Source organism: Geodermatophilus sp. TF02-6 (assembly GCF_003319115.1).
Lineage (GTDB): Bacteria > Actinomycetota > Actinomycetes > Mycobacteriales > Geodermatophilaceae > Geodermatophilus.
Map to the genome: position 1 here is coordinate 67,318 of NZ_QOHF01000010.1, position 14,909 is coordinate 82,226.

General features: G+C 76.4%; 19 protein-coding genes. 10 read left to right on the forward strand and 9 right to left on the reverse strand.

Annotated features, from left to right (window positions below):
* Nucleotides 1-13 precede the first annotated feature (13 nt).
* Nucleotides 14-895, forward strand: a complete 882-nt coding sequence (locus DQ238_RS10955; RefSeq protein WP_113781315.1) for a RimK family alpha-L-glutamate ligase — start codon at nucleotides 14-16, stop codon at nucleotides 893-895.
* On the opposite strand, the gene DQ238_RS10960 is transcribed toward DQ238_RS10955, so the two are convergent.
* The 5 genes from DQ238_RS10960 to DQ238_RS10980 all read right to left on the reverse strand — a co-directional run bounded on the left by DQ238_RS10960 (nucleotide 807) and on the right by DQ238_RS10980 (nucleotide 5,442).
* Complete coding sequence (locus tag DQ238_RS10960) at nucleotides 807-1,220, reverse strand: hypothetical protein (RefSeq protein WP_113781316.1); 414 nt, start codon at nucleotides 1,218-1,220, stop codon at nucleotides 807-809. The genes DQ238_RS10955 and DQ238_RS10960 overlap by 89 nt on opposite strands.
* 373 nt (nucleotides 1,221-1,593) lie before the next feature.
* Entirely contained in the window at nucleotides 1,594-2,370 is a 777-nt protein-coding gene (gene eutC / locus DQ238_RS10965) for an ethanolamine ammonia-lyase subunit EutC (RefSeq protein ID WP_113781317.1), read from the reverse strand.
* The gene (locus DQ238_RS10970) at nucleotides 2,367-3,779 is read right to left on the reverse strand and encodes an ethanolamine ammonia-lyase subunit EutB (RefSeq protein ID WP_113781318.1); all 1,413 of its coding nucleotides are present in this window, start codon (nucleotides 3,777-3,779) and stop codon (nucleotides 2,367-2,369) included. The genes eutC and DQ238_RS10970 overlap by 4 nt, the downstream gene beginning before the upstream one ends.
* Nucleotides 3,780-4,067: 288 nt before the next feature.
* The gene (locus tag DQ238_RS10975) at nucleotides 4,068-4,955 is read right to left on the reverse strand and encodes an SDR family oxidoreductase (RefSeq protein WP_113781319.1); all 888 of its coding nucleotides are present in this window, start codon (nucleotides 4,953-4,955) and stop codon (nucleotides 4,068-4,070) included.
* Nucleotides 4,956-5,040: 85 nt separating this feature from the next.
* Entirely contained in the window at nucleotides 5,041-5,442 is a 402-nt protein-coding gene (locus DQ238_RS10980; RefSeq protein ID WP_113781320.1) for a hypothetical protein, read from the reverse strand.
* Nucleotides 5,443-5,521: 79 nt separating this feature from the next.
* On the opposite strand from DQ238_RS10980, the gene DQ238_RS10985 reads away from it, so the two are divergent.
* The 4 genes from DQ238_RS10985 to DQ238_RS22780 all read left to right on the forward strand — a co-directional run bounded on the left by DQ238_RS10985 (nucleotide 5,522) and on the right by DQ238_RS22780 (nucleotide 7,164).
* The gene (locus DQ238_RS10985) at nucleotides 5,522-5,791 is read left to right on the forward strand and encodes a DUF2277 domain-containing protein (RefSeq protein ID WP_113781321.1); all 270 of its coding nucleotides are present in this window, start codon (nucleotides 5,522-5,524) and stop codon (nucleotides 5,789-5,791) included.
* An 86-nt stretch (nucleotides 5,792-5,877) separates the two neighbouring features.
* A complete protein-coding gene (locus DQ238_RS10990; RefSeq protein WP_113781322.1) occupies nucleotides 5,878-6,417 on the forward strand; it encodes a hypothetical protein in 540 nt (179 codons plus the stop codon).
* A 31-nt stretch (nucleotides 6,418-6,448) separates the two neighbouring features.
* A complete protein-coding gene (locus DQ238_RS10995; protein WP_113781323.1) occupies nucleotides 6,449-6,916 on the forward strand; it encodes a PGPGW domain-containing protein in 468 nt (155 codons plus the stop codon).
* A gap of 95 nt (nucleotides 6,917-7,011) precedes the next feature.
* Nucleotides 7,012-7,164 carry a hypothetical protein gene (locus DQ238_RS22780; RefSeq protein WP_158550765.1) on the forward strand — a complete coding sequence of 51 codons (153 nt, stop codon included), beginning with the start codon at nucleotides 7,012-7,014 and terminating at the stop codon, nucleotides 7,162-7,164.
* Between the two features lies 1 nt (nucleotide 7,165).
* Here the strand turns inward: DQ238_RS22780 and DQ238_RS24380 are convergent, their stop codons facing one another.
* Nucleotides 7,166-9,307 carry a DUF222 domain-containing protein gene (locus DQ238_RS24380; RefSeq protein ID WP_370447514.1) on the reverse strand — a complete coding sequence of 714 codons (2,142 nt, stop codon included), beginning with the start codon at nucleotides 9,305-9,307 and terminating at the stop codon, nucleotides 7,166-7,168.
* Nucleotides 9,308-9,686: 379 nt separating this feature from the next.
* Between DQ238_RS24380 and DQ238_RS11010 the strand changes: the two genes are divergently transcribed.
* The 3 genes from DQ238_RS11010 to DQ238_RS11020 all read left to right on the forward strand — a co-directional run bounded on the left by DQ238_RS11010 (nucleotide 9,687) and on the right by DQ238_RS11020 (nucleotide 11,160).
* Nucleotides 9,687-10,154: a GNAT family N-acetyltransferase gene (locus tag DQ238_RS11010; RefSeq protein ID WP_233495882.1), complete on the forward strand. Its 468-nt coding sequence runs from the start codon at nucleotides 9,687-9,689 to the stop codon at nucleotides 10,152-10,154.
* 140 nt (nucleotides 10,155-10,294) lie between these two features.
* A complete protein-coding gene (locus tag DQ238_RS11015; protein ID WP_113781398.1) occupies nucleotides 10,295-10,600 on the forward strand; it encodes a hypothetical protein in 306 nt (101 codons plus the stop codon).
* A gap of 191 nt (nucleotides 10,601-10,791) precedes the next feature.
* On the forward strand, nucleotides 10,792-11,160 hold the full coding sequence (locus DQ238_RS11020; protein WP_113781325.1) for a hypothetical protein: 369 nt from the start codon (nucleotides 10,792-10,794) through the stop codon (nucleotides 11,158-11,160).
* A 7-nt stretch (nucleotides 11,161-11,167) separates the two neighbouring features.
* On the opposite strand, the gene DQ238_RS11025 is transcribed toward DQ238_RS11020, so the two are convergent.
* The 3 genes from DQ238_RS11025 to DQ238_RS22785 all read right to left on the reverse strand — a co-directional run bounded on the left by DQ238_RS11025 (nucleotide 11,168) and on the right by DQ238_RS22785 (nucleotide 12,502).
* Nucleotides 11,168-11,440, reverse strand: a complete 273-nt coding sequence (locus DQ238_RS11025; protein WP_199506273.1) for a glyoxalase — start codon at nucleotides 11,438-11,440, stop codon at nucleotides 11,168-11,170.
* A 133-nt stretch (nucleotides 11,441-11,573) separates the two neighbouring features.
* On the reverse strand, nucleotides 11,574-12,263 hold the full coding sequence (locus DQ238_RS11030; protein WP_113781326.1) for a maleylpyruvate isomerase family mycothiol-dependent enzyme: 690 nt from the start codon (nucleotides 12,261-12,263) through the stop codon (nucleotides 11,574-11,576).
* 62 nt (nucleotides 12,264-12,325) lie between these two features.
* Nucleotides 12,326-12,502, reverse strand: coding sequence for a hypothetical protein (locus DQ238_RS22785; protein WP_158550766.1), 177 nt, complete (start codon nucleotides 12,500-12,502; stop codon nucleotides 12,326-12,328).
* A gap of 275 nt (nucleotides 12,503-12,777) precedes the next feature.
* Between DQ238_RS22785 and DQ238_RS11035 the strand changes: the two genes are divergently transcribed.
* The gene (locus DQ238_RS11035) at nucleotides 12,778-13,161 is read left to right on the forward strand and encodes a PaaI family thioesterase (RefSeq protein ID WP_113781327.1); all 384 of its coding nucleotides are present in this window, start codon (nucleotides 12,778-12,780) and stop codon (nucleotides 13,159-13,161) included.
* A 118-nt stretch (nucleotides 13,162-13,279) separates the two neighbouring features.
* Nucleotides 13,280-14,905: a class I adenylate-forming enzyme family protein gene (locus DQ238_RS11040; protein ID WP_113781328.1), complete on the forward strand. Its 1,626-nt coding sequence runs from the start codon at nucleotides 13,280-13,282 to the stop codon at nucleotides 14,903-14,905.
* Nucleotides 14,906-14,909: the final 4 nt, after the last annotated feature.

Consider the following 14,909-nt stretch of genomic DNA (forward strand, 5'->3'; position numbering starts at 1 on the left):
TAGCGGCGTCACCGTGCGCGTCGCCCTGGTGATCACCGGTGAGGACTGGTACGAGCCCACCGGTTACGCCGCCGAGTGGACCCGGGCCCTGGAGGACCAGGGGGCGCGGGTCGACCGGCTGGCCGGCATCCCCGCCGACCGGCCGGTCGCCGCGGGTTCGGCCGGCCGCTACGACCTCGCCGTGGCGCACGTGCTGGCCGAGGAGGTGGCCGCGTTCGCCCCCACCTTCCGGCTCGCGGCCCTGCTCGAGGCCTGCGGCGTGCCCCTGCTCAACCCGGTCACCTCGCTGGTGGCCTCCTCGGACAAGCTGGTCACGCACGCGGTGTGGGCGGCCGCCGGGATTCCCCAACCGGCCACCTGGGACCTGGCCGGACTGCGCCGGTGGCCGCTGCCCGGGCGCCCGATGGTGCTCAAGCCCGCGCTCGGCGACGGCTCCCGCGACATCCGGCTCGTGCCCGACCTCCTTGAGGCCCGCGCGGCGGAGGGGGCCTGGCGGTCGGCCGAGGCCGCCGACGGCAAGCCGCGCGGCGCCGCGCTGCTGCAGGAGTGGATCCCCGAACCGGTGTGCGTGCGGCTGTTCGCCACGCCGACCGCGACCTCGTCCGCCCACGAGAAGGCCCGCGCGGCGGGGGCCGTGGTGACGCACGGTTCCTACACACGCTCCTACCGGCCGCCGCCGGCGATGGCCGAGCTGGCGCAGCGGATGGTGGCCGCTCTCGGCGGCGGGCTGATGGGCGTCGACGTCCTCGTCGCCCCCGACGGCCGGCTGCTGGCGCTGGAGGCCAACGCGCCGTTCGGCTGGGACGTCACCGACCCCGCGCAGGGCGACTGGTTCGCCCGGGTGGCCCTGGCGGCTGCAGCCGGGCCCGCGGGCGCCGTGGCGGCGGCCGGCTGACCGCAGCGGCGCCCGGCCCGGCGGTCTCGCCGGGCCGGGCGCGCACGACCTCGACCCCGGGGAACGCCGGCAGGCCCGCGTCGACGACCAGTGGCACCGCCACCGGCGTCCCGATGACGCCCCGCTCCACCACGCGTCGGCGCGCGGCGGGGTCGAGCTCGGCGAGCATGCGGGCACGGACCTCGGGGCGGACCCGGATCTCGCGGGGCGCGGCCGAGCCCGGGCGCCAGGCCAGCGCCAGGACGTCCCCCACGGGGTCCGGCCGGGCCCAGTGCCCGTGCCGGGTGGCGGCGACCGGTTCCCGGCCGGCGGTGGCCTCGTCCATGGCGCCCTCCTGTGCGCTCCCGCCTCCTGGTCCGACGACCGGGCGCCCCGGGGAGCGCCTCGACCGTCGGGGACGACGGTCCTCCCCGGCAGTGACACTCCTCCCGGGAGCCCGCACTCCACCGCGACCGCGCCCGGACGGAGGGCCACCGCCACGCCGCGCCTCCCCCGGCCGGGTCCCCGCCCGGCACGGACTGGCCGACACTGGACGCCCGCCGACGTCGCCGGGCGTCGTGTTCTGGGTCATCCGCCCGGCGACGCCGACGCGGCGGCCCGTCCCGGGCCCCACCCCCAGCCTGCGAGCCGGCCCCTCGCAGGAGCCCGCCGCGAGCGTGTGAGCGGTGGGGGCGAGGGGTCCTTTCAGGGGTCCTCCTTCAGCTCCCGGGCAGGGCCGGACCCTCGTCCTTGAGCACCACCCCGGAGGCGCCCAGCGACCGGGCGGCGCCGAGCAGCGCGGCCACGGTGTCGGCCGCCTGCGCGTAGCCCAGCCCGTGCGGCGGGCGGACGTTGGAGACGCAGTTGCGCTCGGAGTCGACCCGTCCCGGACGCGGGTCCCAGGTGAGGTACACGCCGAGCGAGTCCGCCGAGGACAGGCCGGGCCGCTCGCCGACGAGGACGACGACCGCCCGGGCGCCGAGCGCCGCCGCGACCGCGTCGCCGAGCGCCACCCGCGCCTGGTGCGCGAGGACCAGCGGGGCGACCGCCCAGCCGGGCAGCCGCTGCAGCAGCGCCGTCGTCAGGCCGGCGGCGTGCTCGTGCACCGCCCGCGGGGACAACCCGTCGGCGATCACCACCGCCAGGTCGGCGCCGACCCGGGGCAGCGCGGTGCCCGGGGCGAGCTGCCGGCCCAGGTCGGGCCGCTGCAGGTAGGTGGCTCGGTCCGGCGCGGCCGAGTGCACCTCGACCAGCTCGGCACCCGGCAGCTGCGCCGCCCCGAGCGCGGAGTCCAGCGCGGCGCGGACGACGCCCGGGTCCAGCGGCTGGTGCACGGCGTCGCGGGCCGCGGCGTGCGCGGCGCGGAACTCCAGCTCCCGGGCGGTGGGCAGCGCGTCACCGGCGCGGCCGAGGGCGACCCGGGCGCGGGTGGCGCCGCGCAGCACCGCCCACGGGTCGGGGTCGGCGGGCAGCGGTCGGTCCAGCGCCGAGCTCATGCCGACGCCGCCGCGAGCAGGGCCCGTGCGGCCGGGGCGTCGGCGGAGAGCTCCCGCACCCGGCCGGCGTCGTCGAGCAGGTCCATCCGGGCCAGCCAGGCCTCGAACTCCGGCGCCGGCCGCAGCCCGAGCACCGAGCGGGCGGTGAGGACGTCGGAGAACGACAGCGACTGGTAGTGCAGCATCACGTCGTCCGCCCCCGGGACGGCGATGAGGAACGTGGCACCGGCCGCGCCGAGCAGGAGCATCAGCGAGTCCGTGTCGTCGCCGTCGACCTCGGCGTGGTTGGTGTAGCAGACGTCCACGCCCATGGGCAGGCCGAGCAGCTTGCCGCAGAAGTGGTCCTCCAGGCCGGCGCGGATCACCTGCTTGCCGTCGTAGAGGTACTCCGGGCCGATGAACCCGACGACGGTGTTGACCAGCAGCGGCGCGAAGTGCCGGGCCACGGCGTACGCGCGGGCCTCCAGGGTCTGCTGGTCGACCGGCCGCCCCCCGACCCCGCGGTGCGCGTCGGCCGAGAGCGCCGAGCCCTGCCCGGTCTCGAAGTAGGTCACGTTCGACCCCACCGTGCCGCGGCCGAGTTCCAGCGCCCCGGCCCGGGCCTCGGCGAGCAGGTCGAGGGTGACGCCGAAGCCGCGGTTGGCCTCCTGGGTGCCGGCCACCGACTGGAACACCAGGTCCACCGGCGCGCCGGCCTCCAGCGCCCGCAGCGTGGTGGTGACGTGGGCCAGCACGCAGGACTGGGTCGGGATCGCGTACCGGTCGATGATCTCGTCGACCAGCTCCAGCAGCGCGATGGTGCGGGCCGGGGAGTCGGTGGCCGGGTTGACGCCGATGACGGCGTCCCCGCAGCCGGACAGCAGCCCGTCGACGATGGCCGCGGTGACGCCCAGCGGGTCGTCGGTCGGGTGGTTGGGCTGCAGCCGGGACGCCAGCCGGCCGGCCAGGCCGAGGGTGCTGCGCAGGCCGGTGACCACCCGGGTGCGGCGGCCGACGGCGACCAGGTCGGCGTTGCGCATCAGCTTCGCCGTGGCCGCGACCATCTCCGGGGTCAGCCCGCGGGCCAGGCCGCTGATCGCCGCCTCGTCCCCCGCGGCGGCCCAGGCCAGCAGCCGGTCGCGGAACTCCCCCACGGTCAGCGAGGCGATGGGGGAGAAGGCCGCTCTCTCGTGGGTGTCGAGGACCAGCCGGGTGACGTCGTCCTCGTCGTAGCCGACCACCTGCTCGTCGAGGAAGGTGGCCAGCGGCAGGTCGGCGAGCACCGTCTGCGCGGCGACCCGCTCGGCGGCCGACTCCGCGGCGCACCCGGCCAGCACGTCCCCGGAGCGGGCGGGGGTCGCCTTGGCCATGAGCTCGACCAGCGTCGGGAACTCGTGGGTGTGCCCGCCGACGGTGCGCCGGCGCCTCATCCCCCGTCCTCCCCCATCCTCCGTCCTCCTCCGCCTCGGCCGGCAGGGTGGGCCCAGGGTCGTCGCGTCCCCCGGCCGGGTCAACCCGCTGCGCCGGATCGGGACGCGCCGTCCACGCTGCCCGCGGATCCGGGCGGGCCCCTGGACACCCGCCGCCGCGCCGCGCACCTCCGGACGGCGCGGTGCGGAGGTCGGGCAGCCGTGGCAGCAGCGCCACGCAGCTGGGCGAGGTCGCGGCCGCGGTCGTCGCCGCGTCCGAGGCCGACCTGCCCGACGGCTGGTGAACGCTCAGATCCCGCGCCAGCGACCGTCCCTGCCGTTGCGTTCCGGCCGGGAGGCGAACACGTTGCCCTCGGTCGGCGGCACGTCGTCGTCGGCCAGGGCGAGGGCGCGGAACAGCGGCCCGACCAGCGCGTCGTAGACCGCCGGCAGCAGCCGGAAGCCGGCGATCACCACGGGGTTGGCGAAGCCGGACTGCACCAGTCGGCGGGGCCGGTCCAGCCGGGCCACCACCGCCCGCGCCACCCGCTCGGCCGAGTACACCGGCGGAGGTGGCCGCCCCGTGCTGCCGGCCCAGGTCGCGCCCTGGTAGTAGATCGGGGTGCTGACCCCGCCCGGGGCGACCGCGGAGACGTGCACACCGGGGGTGTCCCGGACCTCCTGCTGCAGCGTGCGCACCAGCCCGAGCTGCCCCCACTTGGCCGCCACGTAGCTGCCCATGAGCGGGGCGGTGACCGAGGCCAGCAGCGAGCTGATCACGACCAGGTGCCCGGCGTCCTGCCGGCGGAAGACCGGCAGGACGGTGCGGGCCACGTTGGCGGTGCCGTGCAGGGCGGTGTCGACGACGGCCTCGAAGACCTCACGCGGCACGTCCTCGACGCGGCCGTAGGCCATCGTCTGGGCCGCGTGCGCGACGGCGTCGAGCCGGCCGAACCGCTCGACGGCGCTGTCCACCACCCGCTGCACGGCCGCGGCGTCGGTGACGTCGGCCGGGCAGACGAGCACCTCGGCGGCGCCCCGCTGCCGGGCCTCCGCGGCGGTCTCCTCCAGGGCCGCCCGGCCGCGGGCGAGCAGGACCAGCCGGGCGCCGCGGGCGGCGAAGGCGTGCACGGTGGCCCGGCCGATGCCGCTCGAGGCTCCGGTGACGAGCACGACCAACGGGCGGGACGGCGGCATGCGGCTCCTCGGGCGGGTGGAGGGTACGCACGCGCTGGCACGTCCCGGCTCGACGTGCCGGCCCCCTACCCCCGAGGGGGCCGGCTCATGCGGGTCCGCCGGTCAGGGCGTCGTACAGCCAGCCGGGTCCGGCGACGGTCGTCCCGGCGGGCAGCCGCGCCCGCAGCCCGCGGTCCGCCGTCACCACCACGACGTCCCTGCCCTCCTCGGTCAGCCGGACGGCGCAGGAGACCAGCGCGTCGTCCCCGCTGCCGGGCGCGCGCACCAGCGTGACGCCGTCCGCCGCCCGGGCCGCCCGGGCGGCGCCCTCGACGACCGCGACGACCTCGCCGCACAGCAGCCGGCCGCCACCCGGTGCGGGCAGCACCCGCCCGGCCAGCTGGGCCAGCCGCCGCAGCAACCGGGACGTCGCCCCGGCGCGGTCGCGCCACCACCCGTCGGGTCGGGCGCCGAGCACGTTGGCGGCGTCCACCAGCACCACGGCCATCGCCGTCCTCCTCCCGCTCGTGGGCGGCGGGTGCCGCGCGGCCGCCGTCCCGTCCCCACCGGCTCCTAGGGTGCCGGGCATGTGCCGGAACATCCGCCCCCTGGCCAACTTCGAGCCGCCGGTGACCGACGAGGAGGTCCGGGCCGCCGCGCTGCAGTACGTGCGCAAGATCAGCGGCAGTCCGCGGCCGTCGCGGGCCAACGCCGAGGCGTTCGACCGCGCCGTCGCCGAGGTCGCCGAGGCCTCCGCGCGGCTGCTGGCGGCGCTGGTGACGACCGCGCCGCCCCGGGACCGCGAGGTGGAGGCGGCCCGGGCCCGGCAGCGGGCGGCAGCCCGCTACGGAGGGTGACCGCTCGACCGGCTGGGACGCAACCGAATGGGAAGGCGACGAGCGGGGTAGGTGAGCAGAAACCCCTCTCATCCAGGAGCGAAGCCATGGCTCGCAACACCCTGTCCCGTAGCCTGCACGACCTCGGTCTGTCTGCCTGGTTCGGCGGCACGCTGGCCAACGCGGTCGCGCTGAACCCCGCCGCCGGTGAGGCGAGCAGGTCCAAGGACACCGGCCGCATCGCCAACGCCGGCTGGGACCGGTGGACGCCGGTCAACGCCGCCGCCATCGGCGCACACCTGGTGGGCAGCGTGGGGCAACTGATCGGCAACCGCCGCCGCGTCGCCGGGCAGCGTGGGGTCGCGGGCATGAGCGTCCTCAAGACGGCCCTGACCGCGGCCGCGCTCGGCGTCACCGCCTACAGCCGGGTGCTGGGACAGGTGGTGTCCGGCGAGGGATCCACCCCGTCGCGGTCGGGCACGAAGCCCACCAAGCGCACGAAGGCCGAGGTCGCCGCCGCCCAGGAGCAGCTCCACCGCCTGCAGTGGGTGATCCCGGCGCTGACTGGTGCGCTCGTCGCGGTCAGCTCCTACGCCGGTGAGCAGCAGCGGCCGAGCGAGGTCGCCCGTGGCCTCGCGCAGCGCTGAACGCACACCCCGCACCAGCCCGGGACGACCGTTGACCCGCACCATCCGGTTCGACGGAAACACCGCGCACGCCGGTGGGGGCGCCACCCGGTGCCCCGACTGCACCGACGGGCTCGGCAAGCCGCGGCCGGTGCGGCCCGGCTCCTGGCGGGACCGCATCCGCCAGCGGCCGGGCCTGGCCTCCCTCTACCGGATCGCGGTGTTCATGGGCGGGCTGCTGTTCGTCCTGCTCGGCTTCGCGCTCAGCGTGCTGCCCGGGCCGCTCACCATCCCGCCGGTCCTGGTCGGCCTGTGGGTGTGGTCGACGGAGTTCGACTGGGCGCGGCGGTTCTTCGCGACGTTCCGCCGCAAGGCCCGCGACACGTGGCGGCACGCCAAGCACCACCCGGTGAGCTCCGCGGCGGTCACGCTGGGCGGCCTGGCGGCGGCGGGCGCGGTCTTCTGGGCCGTGGGCCACTACCACCTGATCGACCGGGCCACCGGCGCGCTGGGGTTCTGACCTGCTCGAGGCCCCGGGCCTCCCTCCGGTCTCCGCCGGGTGGATCCCGGGGTCGTCGCCGCCTGCGCTGGCGGATCGGCGCGCGTCTCCCGGTGATGACCCCGGGGATCGACGTCCTCTTCGCCGCCACCCAGGGGTGGATCACCGCCGCGGTCGTCGCCTTCCTCGGCCCCGGGTGGATCGCCGGTCCCCTGTGGGCGCGGGCGCGCAGCCGGACCGACGAGCCGCCGTCCGCCGACCGGAGCTGAGTCACCCGCCGGCCGGCCGGCGCCCCAGGGCGGAGCAGATGGCCTCCACCACGGTGTCGGGGTCCTCGTGCTCCCACAACCGCAGCACCCGCCAGCCGGCTGCCCGCAGCACCGCGTCGGCCCTGCGATCGCGAGCCACGTTCCCCGCCAGCTTGGCGACCCACCACGCCCGGTTCACGTGCGGCACGTGCCCGCAGGAGGGGCAGCCGTGCCAGAAGCAGCCGTCGAGGAAGACGACGAGGCGCCGTCCCTTCCACACCAGGTCCCCCCGCGCGCGGGTCTGCGCGCACGGCCGGACGTCGACGCGGTAGCGGACCCCGCGCGCGTGCAGCCGCCGTCGCACGGCGAGCTCGTAGGCGGTGTCGCGCCAGGGCTGGCGCCGGAAGCGGCGGGCGACCGCATCGGAGGACGGCGGTGGCGCCGGCCCGGGACCGGCCGCCGCCTGCTCCCGCCCGTCCTCCGCCACCCCGCCTCCTCTCCCGCGCTCTCCCGCGCCGCGGACGCCACGACGGACCGATGAACACGGCTCGATGCGACGGTTCTCCACGGTGACGGTCCTCGACGGCGACGGTGCTCGACGGCGACGGTGCTCGACGGCGACGACCTGGGCCGACAGCCCTGGCTGGCCAGCGACCACCACAGACAGGACGAGTGGCCCTGGTGGGTCGAACCGGTGTGCGGACGGCCATGCGCGCCGAGCCGCTGTAGGGCTGACCGCCGGGACAGCGGTGACCACGCCCGCCGGGACGGCGGTGACCACGCCCGCCGGGACGGCGGTGACCACGCCCGCCGGGACGGCGGTGACCACGCCTGGAACGCGGCACGGCCACTGTCGTTCCCGCGGGTCGTCGAGCCAGGCCTCCCCACACGTCCGAGGAGCGCCCATGACCGAGCGCGCGCCGACCTCAGGCTGCGGCGAGGTGCTCGGGTCCGGTGCGGATCTCGGTGCCGTCCGGCCGCCAGGTGCGCCATCGGCCGTCGGGTTGTCGCTCCACCCGAAACCCGTGGTGGACACAACGTGCGAGTGCTGCTCGCACAGCAGCGCGGCGTTGTCCAGGGTGGTCTCCCCACCCAGGGCCCACGCCAGCAGGTGGTGCACGTCGCACCACCAGGTCGGCGCCCCGCAGCCGGCGAACACGCACCCGCCGTCGCGGACCTCGGCAGCGCGGCGCAGGTGCGGCGGGAACAGCCGCATGCTGCGGCCGTGGTCCAGCGGCCGCCCGTCGGGGCCCATGACGATGCGGGTGACCTGCCCGTCGCAGGCCAGCCAGCGGGCGCGGGCGGCGGAGATGTGCGCACCGAACCCCATCTCGCCGGCGCCGGAGCCGACGTTCGGGTCGGCCAGGTCCGCGATGCCGATCGTGACGATCACCTGCGGCTTGTGCCCGCGCAGGATGGGCAGGGTGCCGGCGGTCAGGGCCAGGTCGCCCAGCTGCACCAGCGCGTCGCCCTGCTGCTGGGACCGGTTGCGCTCATCCCCGGCGCACCGGCCGGCCTGCACCAGCGACTCCAGCGCCGTCTGCAGCCTCTCCCCGCCCACCGCATCGAGCTCGAAGCGGCCGGTGATGCCGCCGTCGGCGTGCCGGGCGATCACCAGTCGTCGGCCCGCGGTGGGATCGGGCTCCGGGCCGTCGGCATCCAGCCGCTCCAGGAAGTGGTGCACCGCCTTGGCGATGTCGGCATGCGGGCGCTCGGTGGCCACCTGGGTCAGCACCGCGTCCACGGCGGCCAGGTCGACGTCCTGCTCGGCGGCCTGGGCGAGGAGCTCGGGTGCGGCCACCCGCGCCACCAGCCCGGCCTGCTCGCCGGTCACCGCGCCGGCGGCGAAGGCCGCGGCCAGGGCCGGCAGGTGCTCGATCGCCCGCCCGGTGCGGACCACCGGTCCGGCCTCGGCCGGGGACAGGTGGGCGTGCCCGCGCAGCCAGGAGGCCATCGTCTTGAGCCCGTCGAACTCCGCGGCTGCGCCGGCGCTCTCGCACTGGTGCACGGTGCGGGCGATCTCGGCGGCGAGCCGGTTCTGCGCGACCAGCAGCGGCCGCAGCCGATCCAGCAGCGCCGGCCCGAACAGCGGGGACAGGTCCTCCGCGCCGAGGGCGTCCAGGTCGCCGGCGAGCGCCTGCAGCAGCCCTGGCAACTCGTCCACGACACCTCCCCGACTCGTCCGAACACGTGTTCGAATTCTACCGGCACCTCGCGGACTCTGCACCTCGAATCCCCAGCTCAACAGCCGGTCCACGGATGCGGTCGGACCCTTGACAGGCAGCGTTCACCACCGCCTCCGGCTGCTCGTCACCGGTGGCTCTCACGCGAAGAGTGGACGCCATGGGTACGGCCGCACACCGACCGACCGCCACCGTGTGTGCCGTCTCCGCGGACCCGTTCCTCGGGGAGGTCGATCGTCGCCAGCCGGCTCGAGTGGACGCGAGGCCGGCCGAGCCTGGCCCCGCGATCCACCCCGGAAGACGGGCGAGGTACACCGAGGACGGAGTCCGCCACGGGCAGGAGCCGGCCGGACTCGCTCGATGGGTTACAACACCTCCATGGCCGTCCCCACTCCGCTGCGCATGCGCACGGCCCGGTTCGCCGAGCTGACCCCCTTCGAGGTCTACGGACTGTGCCGGCTGCGGGTCGACGTGTTCGTCGTCGAGCAGGAGTGCCCGTACCCCGAGCTGGACGGCCGGGATGCCGAGCCGAGCACGGTGCACCTGTGGTTCGAGGACGACGGGGGCGTCGCGGCCACCATCCGGGTGCTCGACGACGGCACCAGCCGCGTGATCGGCCGGGTGGCCACCGCCGCCACCCACCGCGGCCGGGGGCTGGCCGCCCGGCTCATCGCGGCGGGGATCGCGCTGTGCGGCGACGTCCCGGTCACGCTCGGCGCGCAGGCCCACCTGGAGGGCTGGTACGAGCGGTTCGGCTTCCGGCGCAGCGGCCCGGGGTACGTCGAGGACGGCATCCCGCACGTCCCGATGCGCCGCGACCCGGCCTGACTCCGGACCGGTCCAGCACGACGAGCGCCGGTCCAGCACGACGAGCGCCGACCGTGCAGGCCCGCCTCGCCCGGGTCGCACGGCACGAACAGAAGAGCGGGCACCGCCCGGTGCACACCGGAGTCGAGGAAGATGCACGCGTGGACCCGGTGCAGCTGCTGGAGACGGCGGCGGCCCGGCTGACGTCACTCGCCGCCCGCACCACCCCCGGCGACTGGCGGGTGAGCGGGCTGCTGGCGACCCGCCCGGAGGTGGTGGCGCACCTCCCGGACGGCGGCACCGAGCACGTGGCCGAGGCCCGGGCGGGTACTGGCACCTGGATCGCCGCGCTCTCCCCGGCGCTGGCCGCTCCCCTGGCCGGCTGGCTGCGGGCCGCGGCGCGGACCCAGCCGGTGGACCCGGCGGCGGTGGACCTCGCGCGGGCACTGCTCGCCCGGCTGCCGTGAGGACCGTGCGGCCCGGCGCCCCCGTGACGCCGGGCGGGACACGACACCGCCCACTCTATGAGGCGGCCGGGTTCAGTTTCGGACCGGGGGATCGGGCACCACGTCGAGGGGCCCGACCGCGGTCGACGGCGCAGCCCGGCCGTGGTGGGCTCCCAGCCGGGACCGGGAGCCCGCGAGGAGGTGCCGGTGGGATGAGCAACGCGCGCCGGGTCCACGCCCACGACGCCGTGGTGGCCCTGCCGGAGGACGACGACGAGCGGGCACCGGGCGGGGCGGTGACCCTGGCGCTGTGCGGCAGCTGGACGCACGAGCCGCCGTGCCCGCTGGCGTCGCACGCCACCACCGCCGCGCGGGCGGACGGCGAGCTGCGGCTGCGGGTGCTGTTCGCCTGCGATCCGGACGACGAACCCCGGGTGCGCCGGCTCGTGCAGGAGGCGCTGGCCCGCGGGGAGTGCGAGGGACCCGACGGCGTCCGCACCACCTGGCGGCTGCTGCGCGCCGGCGCCTCCGCCGTCCGACCGGACGAACGCGGGCACGCCGCCCGGCTGGCCGGCGGGTGAGCGCCGGTCAGGCCGGTTGCAGGAACTCCAGCCGGTTGCCGAAGGGGTCGTGGGCGTAGACCCGGCGGAACCCGGGGAGGTCGCCGTCCCAGGTGACGTCCTGGCCGCCGGCCGGCAACCGCCGGACCACCTCGTCCAGGTCCCGTACGAGGATCCCGGGGTGGCCCTTGCGGGCCGCCCGGAAGTCCTCCTCGACCCCCAGGTGCAGCTCGAGCCCCCCGGAGCGGAACCACGCGCCACCGCGCGCGGCCAGCACCGGGGGCTTGTCGACCTCCGCCATGCCGAGGACACCTCCGAAGAAGGCCCGCGCGGCCTCCTCCCCGCGCGGCCTCCTCCCCGCGCGGCCTCCTCCCCGCGCGGCATGGCCACCTGCACGTGGTGCAGCCCCTCGAACACCGTTCCTCCCCGTCCCCTCACACCCAGCGGGGCACCGCCGGGACGTCCCCGTCGGCGGCCAGCCCGTCGCCGCGGCTGCGGCCGGTGAGCCAGGCGGTCACTGCCGGCAGCGGCCCGGAGACCGCGACCGCACCGCTGCCCCACTCCCGGTCGCCGGCGAAGACCACCACGTCGGGCACCTCGTCGCGGCGTTCCCAGGCGCGGAAGACCTCGTCGACCACCGCCGCCTGCACCTCCTCGGGGACGTCGCCGAAGCCGACCCCGGCGTCGAGGTCGACGGCGTGGACGTACACCTCCAGGCAGCGCATCCACGGCACCACGGACGCCGGCACGGAGCGCCCCTGCATCGTGCGCAGCTCGACCGACCACGCCGCGTCGGGCAGACCCCGCACGGCGTCGGCCAGCCGGGCGGTGGCGGCGATCAGCTCGACGCGCAGCCGCGGCGGGTCGAGGGCGGCCGTCTCGGCGATGCCGGCCTCGCGGGCCTCCGGGGAGGGGTACATCGGCGTCTCGACGCCGGTCCGTGCCCAGGTGAGCAGGTTGACCAGGCCGTCGGCGTTGCGGGTGACGTGGGCGACGACGTGCCGGCGGTCCCAGCCGGGCAGCAGCGAGGGGCCGTCGAACTCCTCGTCGGTCATCCGGCCCAGGGCGGTGCCGAACAGCCGCTCGCCGTCCTCCCACCAGGCGAGGGTCTCGGGATCGGTCATGGCATCTCCTCCGCAGGGGGTCGTCGGACGTGCCGGCGTCGGGCGTGACGTCGAGGTGCGCGTCAGGACAGGACGGGTGGTGCGTACCCGTGGTCGGCGGCGTACGCGCCCAACACGCAGTCCAGGGAGCCTCCGACGCGGAGGAACTGCTCGTCGAGCAGCCGAGCGAAGTCGCCGACCGCGGCGCCGAGCAGCTGCCCGGCGAAGCGGAGGTCGGCCCGGGACGAGGTCTGCGCCACCCGCGCCAGCCGGGCCGCCGTCCCGATGGTCGCGGCGAGCGAGGCGACCTGCTCTCCATCGCGGAGTAGGTCTCCGCGTACTGGGTCAGGTCCACCCGGGCTCGCACGAGCTCCCCGGCGAGGTCCTCGGGCAGCCCCGCCGCCATGGGGACGTCGTCGCGCGCCAGCACCCGGACCGCGTCGGCCCGCTCCAGCAGGGACAGCCGGATGGCCAGCGCCCGCCGCCGGGTGCCGGTCCCCCGCGTGGACTCCGGCTCCCCGGGTAGAGCGCTGCCGTGACCGACGAGAGAGGGCCCGGCGGCTTCGCCGAGCGGCTGGGCGCGCGGGTGAGCGACGCCGACGACGGCAGCGCGCGGATGCGGTTCGAGGTGCGCGACGAGCACCTGAACCCGGCCGGCACGCTGCACGGCGGCGTGGTGGCGACGCTGGTCGACACGGCCATGGGCCAGGCGGTGCGCACCACCACCGAGGACGGCCAGGTGCCGGCCACCAGCCAGCTCACGGTGACCTACCTGCGGCCCGGGCGGCCCGGGCAGCTGACGGTCACCGCGCAGGTGCGCACGCGGGGCGAGCACCTGACCGTGTGCGAGGCGGACGTCGAGCAGGACGGCGAGGCGGTCGCGCACGCGGTGGCCACCTTCGCGCTGCTGCAGCGCTGACCCGCGCCGCCGGCACCCCGCCTCCCGACACCGCGCCTCCCGACACCGCGCCTCCCGACACCGCGCCTCCCGACACCGCGCCTCCCGACACCGCGGCCCGCGCGTCGCGGCCGCCCGCATGGACACCACCCGGCAGGAGCGGCACACTCCGGGGCCCTGGTACACGCGGACGACGACGTCAGCGGAGGTGGCGGTGGCCCAGTACGTCGACACGACCGGCTCCGTCGAGCAGCCCCGGCCCTCCCCCGGCCGCGGCCCGTTCGACGCCAGCGGCCTCGAGACCGGACCCGACGGCGTCCGCCGGTACACCGGGCTGGCGCAGAATCTGCTGCACCTGCTCCGCTCCGCGGTCGATGCGCACCCCGACGCGGAGGCGCTGGTGGAGCTCGGCGGCGAGCGGGTCACCTACCGGCAGCTGTGGGACCGCGGCGCCCGGGTCGCCGGCGGGCTGCGCGCGGCCGGCGTCCACCCCGGTGACCGGGTGGCCAACCGGCTGCCCAACGGCAACGACTGGGTCCACGCGTTCTGGGGCACGCTGCTGGCCGGTGCCGTCGTCGTCCCGGTCAACACCCGCTTCGCCGAGCCCGAGGTGCGCTACGTCGTGGAGGACTCCGGCGCCGCGTACGTCGTCGAGCCCGGCGCCCCGCTGCCGGACGGCGACCCGGTGGAGGTCACCGACCAGGGGCACACCGACCTGGCCGCGATCTTCTACACGAGCGGGACGACCGGCTTCCCCAAGGGGGCGATGACCACCCACGAGAACTTCCTGTCCAACGTCGAGACCTGCCTGCGCTGCCTGACCCTGCCCCGCGACGAGCAGCTGTCGACGCTGATCTCCGTGCCGCTGTTCCACGTCACCGGCTGCAACTCGCAGCTGCTGGTGGTCACCGCGCTCGCCGGGACGTCGGTGGTCATGCCGGTGTTCGAGGTGCAGGCGTTCCTGCAGGCGATCGAGGAGGAGCGCATCGACGTGCTGACCACGGTGCCGGCGATCTACTGGCTGGCGCTGCAGCAGCCGAACTTCGCCGACGTCGACACCTCGTCGGTGCGGGCGCTCAGCTACGGCGGCGCGCCGATCGCCCCGGACCTGGTGCACCGCATCCAGCAGGCGTTCCCGAGCGCACGGGTGGGCAACGGCTTCGGGTTGACCGAGACCTCATCGGTGTCGACCTACCTGCCACACGAGTACGCCGCCGAGCACGCCGACTCCGTGGGCTTCCCCGCCCCGGTGGTCGACGTCGACCTGGCCGACGCCGACCCGCACACCGGCGTCGGTGAGCTGCTGATCCGGGGACCGAACGTCGTCGCCGGGTACTGGAACAAGCCCGAGCAGACGCGGCAGACCTTCGTCGACGGCTGGCTGCACTCGGGCGACCTCGCCCGCATCGACGACGGCCTCGTCCACATCGTCGACCGCAAGAAGGACATGATCAACCGCGGCGGCGAGAACGTGTACTGCGTCGAGGTGGAGAACGCGCTGGCCGCGCACCCGGCGGTCGGCGAGGTGGCCGTCCTCGGCGTGCCGGACCCGATGATGGGCGAGAAGGTCGGCGCGGTCGTCGTCCCCCAGCCGGGGCAGCAGCTCGACGCCGGGGAGCTGCTGGCCTTCGCCCGCGAGCGGCTGGCCGACTTCAAGGTGCCGCAGTACGTCGCGGTCCGCGGCGAGCCGCTGCCCCGCAACCCCGGCGGCAAGGTGCTCAAGCCGCCGCTGCGCGAGCAGACCGACTGGCAACCCGTCCGCTGACACC